The sequence below is a fragment of the Novosphingobium olei genome, assembly GCF_037076535.1.
Lineage (GTDB): Bacteria > Pseudomonadota > Alphaproteobacteria > Sphingomonadales > Sphingomonadaceae > Novosphingobium > Novosphingobium olei.
This window is the reverse complement of record NZ_AP029021.1, coordinates 2,237,230-2,249,561: the sequence shown is the minus strand read 5'-3', so window position 1 is coordinate 2,249,561 and position 12,332 is coordinate 2,237,230. Positions and strand designations below refer to the sequence as shown.

Annotated in this window: 11 protein-coding genes; 3 read left to right on the top strand and 8 right to left on the bottom strand. The window is 67.2% G+C overall.

Features of this window, described 5'->3' with window-relative positions; genetic code table 11:
• Window positions 1-86: 86 nt before the first annotated feature.
• The 6 genes from AACH40_RS10600 to AACH40_RS10575 form a co-directional block, all read right to left on the bottom strand.
• On the bottom strand, window positions 87-713 hold the full coding sequence (locus tag AACH40_RS10600) for a hypothetical protein (RefSeq protein ID WP_169493013.1): 627 nt from the start codon (window positions 711-713) through the stop codon (window positions 87-89).
• Between the two features lie 455 nt (window positions 714-1,168).
• Window positions 1,169-3,571: a hypothetical protein gene (locus AACH40_RS10595; protein WP_338642379.1), complete on the bottom strand. Its 2,403-nt coding sequence runs from the start codon at window positions 3,569-3,571 to the stop codon at window positions 1,169-1,171.
• Window positions 3,571-4,413 carry a hypothetical protein gene (locus tag AACH40_RS10590; RefSeq protein ID WP_169493011.1) on the bottom strand — a complete coding sequence of 281 codons (843 nt, stop codon included), beginning with the start codon at window positions 4,411-4,413 and terminating at the stop codon, window positions 3,571-3,573. Before AACH40_RS10590 ends, AACH40_RS10595 begins: the two co-directional genes overlap by 1 nt.
• A complete protein-coding gene (locus tag AACH40_RS10585; RefSeq protein WP_338642378.1) occupies window positions 4,410-4,910 on the bottom strand; it encodes a hypothetical protein in 501 nt (166 codons plus the stop codon). Before AACH40_RS10585 ends, AACH40_RS10590 begins: the two co-directional genes overlap by 4 nt.
• On the bottom strand, window positions 4,907-5,506 hold the full coding sequence (locus tag AACH40_RS10580; RefSeq protein ID WP_169493009.1) for a hypothetical protein: 600 nt from the start codon (window positions 5,504-5,506) through the stop codon (window positions 4,907-4,909). The genes AACH40_RS10585 and AACH40_RS10580 overlap by 4 nt, the downstream gene beginning before the upstream one ends.
• Window positions 5,507-5,818: 312 nt before the next feature.
• Window positions 5,819-6,247, bottom strand: coding sequence for a hypothetical protein (locus tag AACH40_RS10575; protein ID WP_338642377.1), 429 nt, complete (start codon window positions 6,245-6,247; stop codon window positions 5,819-5,821).
• On the opposite strand from AACH40_RS10575, the gene AACH40_RS10570 reads away from it, so the two are divergent.
• The gene (locus AACH40_RS10570) at window positions 6,246-6,371 is read left to right on the top strand and encodes a hypothetical protein (protein WP_338642376.1); all 126 of its coding nucleotides are present in this window, start codon (window positions 6,246-6,248) and stop codon (window positions 6,369-6,371) included. The genes AACH40_RS10575 and AACH40_RS10570 overlap by 2 nt on opposite strands.
• Before the next feature lie 172 nt (window positions 6,372-6,543).
• On the top strand, window positions 6,544-7,491 hold the full coding sequence (locus tag AACH40_RS10565; RefSeq protein ID WP_338642375.1) for a nitronate monooxygenase: 948 nt from the start codon (window positions 6,544-6,546) through the stop codon (window positions 7,489-7,491).
• Between the two features lie 4 nt (window positions 7,492-7,495).
• On the opposite strand, the gene AACH40_RS10560 is transcribed toward AACH40_RS10565, so the two are convergent.
• Window positions 7,496-8,548, bottom strand: coding sequence for an NAD(P)-dependent alcohol dehydrogenase (locus tag AACH40_RS10560; protein ID WP_169493007.1), 1,053 nt, complete (start codon window positions 8,546-8,548; stop codon window positions 7,496-7,498).
• A 135-nt stretch (window positions 8,549-8,683) separates the two neighbouring features.
• Between AACH40_RS10560 and AACH40_RS10555 the strand changes: the two genes are divergently transcribed.
• Window positions 8,684-9,475, top strand: coding sequence for an SDR family oxidoreductase (locus AACH40_RS10555; RefSeq protein ID WP_338642374.1), 792 nt, complete (start codon window positions 8,684-8,686; stop codon window positions 9,473-9,475).
• 1,004 nt (window positions 9,476-10,479) lie between these two features.
• Here AACH40_RS10555 and AACH40_RS10550 read toward each other — a convergent pair.
• On the bottom strand, window positions 10,480-12,276 hold the full coding sequence (locus tag AACH40_RS10550) for an acyclic terpene utilization AtuA family protein (protein ID WP_338642373.1): 1,797 nt from the start codon (window positions 12,274-12,276) through the stop codon (window positions 10,480-10,482).
• Window positions 12,277-12,332: the final 56 nt, after the last annotated feature.

Below are 12,332 nucleotides of genomic sequence, written 5' to 3'. Positions count from 1 at the left end.
GACGCGAAAAGGCCGCCGCGAACCGATGGTCGCGACGGCCTCGTCGTCCGTGGATGGTCCGGCGGGGTGAGCCCGCCGGCGGAGGATCAGGGCATCGACACCGCGTAGGTCACGCGGCCGTTGTTGGTGTTCACGCCGCCGTAGGTGCCGGCTGCGACGATGTTGCTGTTCTTGTAGCTGAACGTCCACTTGGCATCGAGGTTGGTGACCTTGGTGCCGCTGGTCGGCGTCAGGTTGATGCTGGTCGTGCTGTTGTCGGCCAGCGTCGGGTGGGCCAGCGCGGTCGTGCTGGTGTTGGTCGCCACCGCGACGTTCATCTGCGACCACGAGATCGTGTCGCCGCCGCCGTTGCCCAGCGCGCCGGCCGTGGTCGACGAGAAGGCGATCGTGCCGTTGTTGCCGGTGACGCGGGCGGTCACGACGCCGCCGGTCAGGTCACCGCCGGTGCCGGCGATCGAGGTGCCGTCGCCGACGTTGGCGGCGGGCACGCTGAACACCAGGCTGTCGACGTTGGTGTTGTTGGCAACGTTGGTGCCGGTGCCCACGCGGATGTAGACGAACTTGGGAATGGTGATGGTGAAGTCGAGGCTGGCCGACGCGGTCAGCGGCGATGCCGTGCCGGTCACGAACTTCGATTCAGCATGCGCGGCCGGGGCCATGGCCACCGATGCGGCCAGCGCAGCGAGCGACGCGCAAAGGATCTTCTTGGTCATCAAACTAGCTCCACACTCTTGCAACCGGCCCCCCCCAATTCGGTTGGCCTTGAATGTGGTTAATGGCGTCGATTGGTTGAAAAGTGCTTAATGGTAAATCTTGACCAGCAACTTTATTCGTAATCGAACGTATGACCGTGACGTAACATAACGCTGGTTAAGGAAATACCTCCTTTGGTATATCGGCTAAGTAAATCGCGGATTTTGGTTCGGACATTTCAGCGAGTTTCGTCGTGATTTTTGCGATGGGCGGATTATAGAACTGCAAAAGGGGCTTTCCACTCGCTGTATTTCAAATGTCCTCCGCTCGTCCTATGGCCTAATTGTCAGTGCAGGGCGTTTCGCAGGGCCGTAAATGAGGCTTAAAATAAGGGAAACAACAGCTCCCATACGCGCAAATGCTGATCTGCGCTCACGCAATCCTTTGCCATTTCGCCGGCGTTAACCCTGTCGGTTCACTCGCGCTCGGCGGCGATGTCCAGTTCGGTGGTGCGGCGCACGCCCACGTCCACGGTCTTGAGGTAGGTGCCCTGCGTGCCCGCGCCTTCGGGTGCGGTTATCGACCAGGGCAGGGGCAGCGCATCGGCGTTGAGCGTGATCCGGTGCGGCCCCTCGGCCACGCTGTCGAACCGGTAGTAGCCGTTCTCGTCGGTGCGCACGGCATAGAGCCCGTCCATGTAGACCAGGATGTCGGCCGCGCCCTTTTCGCCCGGATCGCGCCGGTGGTTGCCGTTCGCGTCGAGGAACACCCGCCCGACCAGCTCGCCCGTGCCGCTGAAGGGATAATGCCGCAGTCCGTTGGTCTGGTGGGCCGATCCCGCCGACATCGAATAGCGCAGGGTCAGGTATCCCGCGACCAGCCGGAACGAGGTCTTCTGCCGGCTGTCGTAATCGCCCGGCAGCGTCCCGATCGGCGATTGCGACGGATCGGTCAGCCCATAGCGGTTGAGCGTGTTCGAGCGGGTGCTGATGAACGAGGCGATCGCCGTCCACTTCGACGACAGCCGCGCCGATGCGGTGACGTTGGCGGTCAGCGTGCGCCCGCTCTGCGTCGACAGCATGCTCAGCACGCCGCCGCCCGCGTCGACCGGGCCATAGACGCTGGATGACAGCGCCGTGGCGCTGGTGCTGTAGACCACGCTCGCATCGAAGCCCACGCCGGCAAAGGGATTGGCGCCCGCGTTGACGCCGATCGACACGGCGTTGCTGTGGCTGTGCGCGGGGCCCGCCGATGCCGTGGTGGTGGCGGCGAGCTCGCTTTCGCGGCGGTGGTCGAACGCGATCTGGGTGGTGAGCCGCGCGCCCGCCGGCAGCGAAGGGGGCAGGCTCCACGTCTGGTTCCAGGCGACGCGGTAGAGGTCGTAGGTCGGCACGTGGCTCCACCCCGCTTCGGCCCGGGTGGTGCCGAAGCGCGTGGAGAAATCGACATAGCCCAGCGCCTGCGCGGTGACCCGGCCTTGCGAGGCGCGCAGCGCGGCGTTGACGCCGACGTCGGTGGTGAAGGTCAGCTGGCGGCGCACGTCGGCGGTGGCGAGGGCGCCGTCGGTGCCCCGCCGGTTGACCGAGCGCACCGCGTCGATCGTGCCCGTCCAGCGCCAGCGCTGCGAGGATGTGCTGTAACGGTAGTACCCGCCCCAGACATTGTTGATCACCGCCGCGTTGCCCCAGGCAAGGTCGGGCGCGAAGTAATAGAACCCGGCGGTCTGCGTGGTGCGGCCCGAACGGTGGCTGCCGTCGATCCAGGCCCCTGCGGCAAGGCCGCTGCTGGCGATGAACGAGGCGCTGCCGCCGGTCGAACGCACGCTCGAAACGATGGCGTTGGCCTGAAGCCGCCAGCCGGGCGCACGCCAGGCGATGCTGGCGATCCCCCCGCGCGAGGTGACGCGCGGGACGGCGGTGGTGCCATCGCCCGTGCCGAACACCACGCCATAGGGATCACGCGTGTTTTCTACCGCGATGCCCTGGAACGCGGCGGTCAGCCGCCCGCTCAGTTCCGACTGCGCGCCGGCGCTGATCGCCAGGCCGCCAAGCCCGGTGAAGTTGCCCAGCCGCAGCCCGCCGAACAGGCCCGGCTGCCCGATGGCGAGGTTCACGGTCGAAACCGACTTGGGATTTTCGTCGGCATCGCTGGGCGTCAGCGCGCGATAACGGTTCAGCACCACGCCGCCGCCCAGCAGCGGCAGCGACGGGGTGTAGAAGCGCGGCTGCTGGCTCATCAGCGTCAGCACCGGGGCCGACAGCGTGCCCAGCGTGGTATCGGCCAGCCACCCGCGCCCCAGCGCCAGCCGCCGGTCGCTCAGCGCCAGCGTGCCCTGCAGCCGCCTGCTGCTGTTCGTTCCGCTGCGCCCGGCGGTGCCGCGCCACAGTTCGCCATCGATCCCCAGCATGCCCCAGTTGTCGGTCTGGTAGCGGCCCGAGAGCGACAGGCCGATTTCGCGCTGGACCTGGTCCGATCCGCTGGAGGTAACCCCGTTGATCCGCGTGTGCGGGGAAATCAGCGTGCCGCCCAGTTCGGCCACGATCGAGCGGATGCGCCCGCTGCGATTGTGCGCAGGCTCATCGCTGCGCGATGTATCGGGCGCGAGCTTGCCGTCCGAGATCAGCCGGTCGCTGTAGCCCGCCGGTTCGGCAGGAGCCGGTGCATCTTTTGCAAAGGCCGGTTCGGGAACGAAGGCGTGCGCAGGCTCGGCCTTGCGGTCGCTCGGCGGATCGTCGGTGCCGGCGGGGTGCGGCGCGGTCTGCGCCGTGGCGGCCTGGGGCACGGCCAGCAGCGCGCCGGCGACCGCGAGCAGCGAGCCCGCGTCGCAGCGCGCGGGGCGCGGGGCCCATTGCGGCTGGTCGTCCCCCCCTTTGGACATCAGGGCTCGAACGTGCCTTCAAAGGCGAAGGCGCTGACCGAATCGTTCATCGTGCCAGACACCTTGAGCGGGAAGGTGATCGGATCGGGCTTGGCTGGCGGGCTGGCCTTGTCGGCTTCCACCGCATCGGTGCCGTTGTCGACGCCCAGCGAGATCGTGCGCGTTTCGCCCGGCAGGATCGGCAGCGTGGAGGGCGCGAGTTCGCGCTTCACGCCCTTGGCATCGACGCTTTTGAGGAAGGCGGACAGGCGGCCGTGGGCCTGGCCGTTGTTCTTCACTTCCAGCACCGGGGTCTGCTGCCCGTTGATCGTGCGCACGTCGGCCTTGACGATTTCGAGCTGCGGCTTGACCCCGCCGACCGCGACATAGACCAGCACCGCGATCTGGGCCGAAACGGGAAACTCCAGCCCGTTCGACTTGATGTTCTCGTCCCGCCCGGCAACGATGATGGCAAAGCGGCATTCGACCGGCGCGGTCCCGGCAGGCGGCGTTACCTCGAAGCGGTAGCGCAGCTGCGACTTGGCCTGAAGCGTCGTTTCCTTGCGCTCGATCGCCACCCACGGGCGGCAGGAATTGGGCCGCAGCGCGTCGCTGGTGCGCACCCCGCCATCGGGGTTGAGGTCCCATTCCGCGGTCGAGAACTTCAGCGGCGTCGCCATCGCCGATGCGTTGGACAGTTCGACCACGCCGCGCACCGTCTGGCCCGCATCGGCGCTCAATTCAAAGCGCGGCGGCGAAACCGACAGCGCGAATTCCTCGGCATGCGCGGCCGGCGCCAGCGCGAAAAGCCCGGTCAGCGCAGGCAGCAGCATCAGGCCGGAACGGGCGGCGGAACGGTTCATGGATCGACCTCGATTTCAAAGCCAAAGGCAAGCGCCTGCGGCTGGGTAAGGCGGGTGCTGTCAACCTGCAGGCGCAAGTCGAGCAGGTCGGTCAGCAGGGGGCCGCGCACCGCGCCGCTGTAGACCAGCGCGCGTTCGCCAGAGAGGACCTGCCCCGGCAGCAGCTTGCCCCCGCTGGTCCAGGTGGCGCGCACCGTTGGGCCGGTGCCGCGCGGCAACACCATGTAGATGCGGCCCGACCGGCCGATGTAGGGCGCAAGGTTCAGCTGGACGCTGACCCGCGTGCCGGATTCGACGATGCGCGATCCGGCGTTGCCGGGCTTGGGCATCCATTTCATCTCGAGATAGGGATCGATCACCACCGTGCCGGTGTCGTCGACCCGCTGCGCGGCGCTTCCGGCCGTCGACTGGCCGGCAGTCGTTTGCGCAAGCGCCGGGGCGGCCAGGGCCGGCGCGATCAGCAGCGCGCCGGCGGCGATCAGGGAGCGGCGCATCACGGTAGCGAAAGCGTGTAGACCGCCCGGCCGGTGTAGGTGCCGGCGGCCGGGATGGCATCGTTGAGGTAGATGAAGGTCATGCACTGCTCCTTCCACGTGTTGGGAGGGATCGTGCCGAGCGTCTGCGTGGCGCCGTTGAAGGTGCCGTCGGGAAACTGGAACGTGGTGTCGTTGTTGCCCGACATCGTCCAGCGGATCTGGCTGAACGGGATCGTGCTGGTGCCGCTGGTCAGGTTGGTGGGCGTCGTCACGGTCAGCGTGGCGCTGCCGGTGCCGGTGCCGGGGCGCGACCAGGCGCCGATATAGACTTGCGCGGGCGGATTGCAGAAGGCGAAGCCATCGATCGGGCTCTGCGCCACGGTGCTGTTCGACGTCATCGTCTGGTCGGTGCCCGAACCGACGTCGGTGGCCGCGACCGAGACCGAAACGGTGTTGATGGTGCTGTTGCTGGCCGGCGTGCCGCCTTGTGAAGAGGGCGCGTTGTAGCCGCCCGCGCCGACCTGCAGGTAGATCGCCCGCGTGCCCGATGCGATCGTCACGACATAGGCATGGGCAAGCCCCGGCGCGATCGCACAAAGCAGCGCCGCGCCCGCCATTGCGCGCCTGTTAATGACTCCACAGCGCGGCCACTGTGCGTGACCATGCGCGACCCACCCCATTTTCATTCCCCGTCCCGATCATCGTCGTGCCGATCCCGCGCCACGCCCCGATCGCCATTCCATCGCCTTCAGACGGCGTGCGACCCTTGTGCCGACGCATCCTCCATCCTTGCCGCCGATTCTTGCAGAAGCGCCGACCCGGCGCAAGCGAGCCAATGCCGGCCGCTGCGGCGGATGCCGTGAAAGTGCCGAGTTTTCAGATGGAATTAAACAATTTTTAACAGGAATTGGACCCGTTCCGGGGGCTGCTCAGGGCATCGCCAGCGAATAGGTCACGCGCGTCGGCAGTCCGGCGCTGACGGGTACGGCGTCCGCATAAGTCCACGTGGTATCGAGCCGGGTGATCCCGTTTCCGGAGACCGGCAGCGCCTGCGCCAGAGCCTTTGACCCTTCGGCCCCTTGCGCATCCGTACCGAGCGAAAGGCTGCCCGCATTGCCAAGCACTTGCGCCGACAGGACCGAGCTTTCCGTGGTGGTCGTCGTGGCGGTCGTTGTGGTCAGGGTCATCGTCTGCGGCGCGGGCGTCGTCGTCCCGGCGGTGCCGAGGCGGAAAAAGGCGACGCTCGGCACGATGATCGTGAAGTCGAGGTGCGCGCTCGCCCTGGTGGGCGATGCGGTGCCCGTCTCGAACCGCGAATCCGCCCGCGCCAGCGCCGGCCACAGCGCAATGAGCGCCATGGCGAGGGCTGCACTGCGATCGGAACGGCGCGAAAGCACGGCGCGGATGACCCCTTCGATCGTGTCCGGCAAGAAGCTGCCGGGGCTGCAACGCATTGCCGGCAATCTGGTGCCGATCGCGTGAGATCGGGGTGAAGCCCTCCCTGCGGGGAATTGCGGGGAAGGGCGGTAACCCTGTTTCTTTCGCGACTTTAACGGTTCTTTCAAACCCTTGGCGGTGCGGCAACACTTTCGTTCGGGCAAAGTGTACCTTTATGGGAATTGATTAGTCGGTTGATTAAGGCCATCACTGCGGCATGTTCGAGAAACTTTCCGCCCCGCTGATGTGCGCGCCGATGAGCATTGCCTCCTCGGTCGATCTCGCCACCGCCTGCGCGCGCGCCGGCATCATCGCCGGCTGGCAGGGCGGCACCTACACCCAGATGGACGAATTCGAGCGCTATCTCGAAGCGCTGGCGGCCGATCCGGGGGCTGGTCCGGCTGCTGGCCCCGCCATCGTCAACCTGCCCGCGCGGATCGCTACCGAGCCGACCGGGCCGGCCAAGCTGGACCTGCTGGAAAAGCACCGCGTGCCGCTGGTGCTGACCAGCCTTGGCGATCCTTCCGCGGTGGTCGAGCGGGTGCACGGCTGGGGCGGCAAGGTCATCCAGGACGTGACGACGATGCGCCATGCCGAAAAGGCGATCGCGGTGGGCGTCGATGGACTGATGGTGACCTGCTCGGGCGCGGGCGGGCACACCGGGTTCCTCACCCCGCTGGCCTTCGTGCCGGCGGTTCGCCGCGTGTGGGACGGACTGCTGATCGTGGCGGGCGGGATCGCCGACGCAGCGGGCATGGCGGGCGCGCTGGCGCTGGGCGGCGACATCGCCTGCATGGGCACGCGCTTCATCGCCACGCCCGAAAGCGGCGTGGTCGAAGGGCACCGCAGCCACATCGAACGCGCCGGGGTGGATGGCATCGTCGTTTCGGCGGCCATCAACGGCGTGCCGGCCAACTGGATCCGGGATTCGCTCGCCGAAGCCGGGCTGGACGACGTGACGATCCGCTCGCCCGGAAAGGTCGACTTGCCCGAAGGCCTGGTCGGCTGGCGCGATACGTTCAGCGCGGGGCAGAGCGTGGGGCTGATCGACGGGATCGAGCCGGTGGCCGGGCTTGTCGCGCGGCTGGCGCAGGAATTCGCCGCGCGCGTCCCCGGCGACGGCTGGCGCAAGCGCCTGGCCGCCGTCGAGGCCGGCTGGGGCTGAGCCGTCAGGCAGCGGGGGCGAGCGTGGCCATGTCGATGACGAAGCGGTACTTCACGTCGGCGCGCTCCATCCGCTCGAAGGCGTGGTTGATCTCGTCCATGCGGATCATCTCGATTTCGGGCAGGACCTGATGTTCGGCACAGAAATCGAGCATCTCCTGCGTTTCGGGAATGCCCGCCACACCCGATCCGGAAACCGCGCGGCGGCCGCCGAGCAGCAATCCTGTATGCAGTTCGGGCATCATGTCGATCATGCCCACGATGCACAGCGTGCCGTTGCGATCGAGCAGGAACAGGTACTTGGTCACGTCGTGGCGGACGGGCACGGTGTCGAGCACGAAGTCGAACTTGCGCGCGGCGGCGCGCATGGCATCCTTGTCGCTCGACAGCAGCACTTCGTCGGCGCCGAGCAGCTCGGCATCGGGGATCTTCGAAGGCGAGCCGGTGATCATCGTCACGTGGGCGCCCAGTGCTTTCGCAAACTTGACGCCGAGGTGGCCGAGCCCGCCAAGGCCGATCACGGCGACACGCGTGCCGGGGCCGACCTTCCAGTGTCGCAGGGGCGACCACGTGGTGGCGCCGGCGCAGAGCAGCGGGGCGGCGGCCGCCATGTCGAGATTGTCGGGCACGCGCAGCACGTAGGGTTCGGCCACGACGATATCGGCGGAATAGCCGCCATAGGTGGGGCTGCCGTCGATCCGGTCGGTGCCGTTGTAGGTGCCGGTGTTGCCGACCTCGCAATACTGCTCGTCCCCGTGGGTGCAGGCATCGCAGGTGCGGCAGGAATCGATCACGGTGCCGACCGCCACCCGATCACCGACGGCAAATTTCGTCACGCCGGCGCCCACCGCGCGGACGATGCCCACGATCTCGTGCCCCGGAACCGCCGGGTACTTGGTGCGGCCCCAGTCGTTGCGCGCGGTGTGCAAGTCCGAATGGCACACGCCGCAGTGGGTGATCTGGATCGCCACGTCCTCGTCGCGAAGCGGGCGGCGTTCGATGGTCAGCGGGGCCATCCCCGAATCCGGCGCGGTGGCGCCCCAGGCAGCAGTGGACATGCTCGTTCTCCCATTGCGCGCGACGTCCGGCGCGTTGCGCAATGCAACTTATAGCGCCTTGCCGGTTTGGCCAGCCTGCCAAAGCTGATGAGGCGACGAAACGACAACCAACACGAAAAGAGAGGAAGAAAGCACATGAAGATCGACAGTTCGGTTTCCGCCGTCGTCACCGGCGGTTCGTCGGGCCTTGGCCGCGCCAGCGCTGAAGTGCTTGCCGGGGCGGGGGCCAAGGTCACCATCTTCGACATCAACGAGGACTGGGGCCAGAAGGTCGCCGCCGAGATCGGTGCGACGTTCGTGAAGGTGGACATCACCAGCGAGGAATCGGTCGTCGCAGGGTTCGAGGCGGCGCGCGCGGCCAACGGGCAGGAGCGCGTGCTGGTGCACTGCGCGGCGACGATGAAGGGCGGCAAGACGCTCGCCTGGGATCGCGAGAAGGGCGCCTACAAGCGCTTTTCGACCGACGACTACACCTATTCCGCGCACGGCGTGCTGATCGCGAGCTATCGCCTCGCCTCGCTCTCGGCGCTGGGCATGGCGAGCCTCGAGCCGCTGGAGGACGGCGAGCGCGGGGTGATCACGCTGACCGCCTCGGTCGCGGCGCAGGACGCGCAGATCGGCCAGATCGCCTATGGCTCGCTGAAGGCGGGGGTGAACGGCCTCGTCCTGCCGATGGCGCGCGACCTGATGGACATCGGCATCCGCGTCAATTCGATCATGCCGGGCATCTTCGCCACCCCGCCGATGCTGGCGGTGAAGGACCGCGCGCCCGCGATCTTCGAAGGGCTCGAAGCCTCGGTGCCGTTCCCCAAGCGCCTTGGCCGCCCGCCCGAATTCGGCAGCCTGGTGCTCGAACTGGTGCGCAACGGCTACTTCAACGGGCAGAACCTGCGCCTCGACGGCGCGATCCGCATGCCGCCCAAATAAGGGGCACGGACCGCCGCCGGACGCGCACGAGCGATTATCCGGCGGCGAGCCCGGACGATAACGCCGTGGGGAAGTATACGGACCTGCGCGACCGGCGCGGGCGCCATGCGTGGCGCGTGCGCGTGGAGGGCAAGAGGAACGCTGTGGCGAGTGGCCGGCGGGGCGTTGGCTATCCCGGATCGGCTCAGCCTTTATTCGGACGGGGGCTCGAAACCCGGGCGGCGGCTCGCAAGGCGGCCCGGTCCGTAGCGAAGAAGTCCCTGAAGGATCAGCCCGGACGGCATCGGATCGGCGTGGAAGCGGATCTTCGGCAGGTCATGGGGCACTGTGACTTCAGGGAGGCGCATGCACGCGGTTGAACCACCGCACCACATCCGCCCGTCCGTTGCAGTGGCGTTGGGTTGCCCTGAGGGACTTGGGGCTTAACGCCCTCGCTGCCGTATCCCGTGAGAGAGATCCGGCTCCCGCAGCGCCGACCCGCGCCGGTCGCGTCGGGCCTTTCCCATCGTGGAGATTGGCCCGAAGGAGCGAAGAGCAAGCCGGCCATGCCGCTCCCGGTCCGTGGGCGGGCGTATAACCTATATGGTACGTTTTGTCAAGGTCGGGAAGGAAGGGCAGAGAACAGAGCAGATGCGAGGGGGTCACCCCCTCGCGCTCCCGGGACGTCTTCCGGCGCTGGCCAAGCGCTTTGGGGAGGTGCTGCGTTCGATCTCGCTGTTGCGCTGGAAGGACAAGGGCAGCCCTTCGACAGGCTCAGGGCAACGGGTATGGGGGAGGGGGTAGTTCTTGCTTCCGGGGTCGTCATGCCAGCGTAGGCTGGCATCGTTGGCGGTTTGCGGAGCGGTTGGTAGGCGCTTGGCGGCCAGCGATCCCAGCCTTCGCTGGGATGACGCTATTTTGGCGGGTAATGGTTTCGCCCCGAACCCCGCCCATCCTGAGCTTGTCGAAGGACTGTTCTTCTTTCTTGGGGCCGCACCCCCTCCCCCTTGGCGGGGAGGAGGGGTTCATGCAACCAGGCTTGCGGGCACCTTGATCGGCATGTCGAGCAGTTGCTGCGCCTTGCCCTTGGCGAGGGGGTCTAGGCGCAGGGAGGAGAACTGGCCGCCGCCGAGCGCGTCGAGGAAGTGGAGGTTTACCGCATCGAGACCGGGCAGGTCATAGCGCAGCACGGCGGGATTGGCGCCGCCTTCGAATTCGTGCGCGAACCACTTGAGCATGGCATCGGGCGAAAGCGCGGCGCGGATCCAGGGAAGGGCGTCGGGCTTGCGGGCAATGACGCCGATGTTGAAGGCATCGCCCTTGTCGCCGCTTCGGCCCCAGGCGACATCGACCAGCGGGACTTCGACGAGCTCTTCGCCGCGCGCGTCGGGTTCCGCGGGCGGGACGGGGCGTTCGATGGCGGATGCGTCGAAGACGGAGGCGGGGACGGGCTCGGTCAGTGTTTCCTGGGCATCGCCCAGCGTGATGGTGACGGGCACGGCATCGCGTGCAATGGCGACGGAGAACACGCGGAACACCGGGGTGACTTGCGCGCGGGCGCCGAACCAGCCGGCGGTGCCGACCGACATCGAGGTGGTGGGGCTGTCGAATTCGCGCAGGAAGGGCTTGAAGGCCTCTTCCTCGTCATGCTCGGCGGCGAGCTTGTAGACCACTTCGCGCGTATCGGTGTTGCGCGCGTTGGCGCCGTAGCTCGATTCCGCGCCGATCAGTTCGATGCGGCTGGCGCGATAGGGGCCCATGTTGCGATCGCGCAGCATGCGGTTGCAGCGCGACAGCACCGCTTCGGCCTGGCGCTGCGCCTTCTTCGCGGCATCGCGACCGACCAGCGCCATGAAGCCGATGCAGCGGAAGCCATCGGCCCAGGTGACGCAGACCTTGTATTTGCCGGTGGGCGCGCGGCCGATCGAGCCGGTGACGCGGACGCGGTTTTCGCCGACCTGTTCGAGGCGGACTTGCGTGAAATCGCAGGCGACGTCGGGCAGGAGATAGGCCTGCGGATCGCCGACTTCGTAGAGGATCTGTTCGGCGACGACCGCCTTGTTGACAAGGCCGCCGGTGCCTTCGGGCTTGGTGACGATGAACGAACCGTCGGCATGGGCTTCGACGATGGGATAGCCGATGTTCTCCCAATCGGGTACGTCTTCCCAATCGGTGAACAGGCCGCCCGATCCCTGCGCGCCGCATTCGATCACGTGACCGGCAAGGCTGGCCTGCGAAAGCTTGTCGTAGTCGGTGGGCGCCCAGCCGAATTCGTGGATGCAGATGCCGAGCGTGAGCGCGGAATCGACGCAGCGGCCGGTGATGACGACATCGGCGCCCATGGCCAGCGCCTTCGCGATCGGGCCGCCGCCGAGGTAGGCGTTGGCGGTGATGATCTTGTCGCGCGGGGGGAAGGGCGCGTGGGTGAACATCTCGCTCTGGTCGGCGATGTCATCAAGGCGTCCGAGCATGTCGTCGCCTTCGACATAGGCGATCTTGAAATCGGGGTAGCCCGCCTCGGCCGCGATCGCCTGCATCCGCGCGACGCAGGCCTTGGGGTTCACGCCGCCGGCGTTGGTGACGATCTTCGTGCCAGTGGCCTTGAGCGCGGCGAGGTTGTCCTTCCACACCCATTCGGTGAAATCGCTGGCATAGCCGAGATCGGCGCGGTGGCGCTTGAGGCTGCCCAGCGCCGACATCGTCGCTTCGGCGAGGTAATCGAGGATCAGGTAATCGACCCCGCCCGCGATCAGCTGCGTTGGCGCGACGCTCGAATCGCCGAAGAAGGCGCAGGCGCCGCCGATGCGCACGGTTTTGGACATGAGGATCCTCTCGTCGGTTATTTAACCGATGGATTAACATGCGCGGGGCCGGTGGC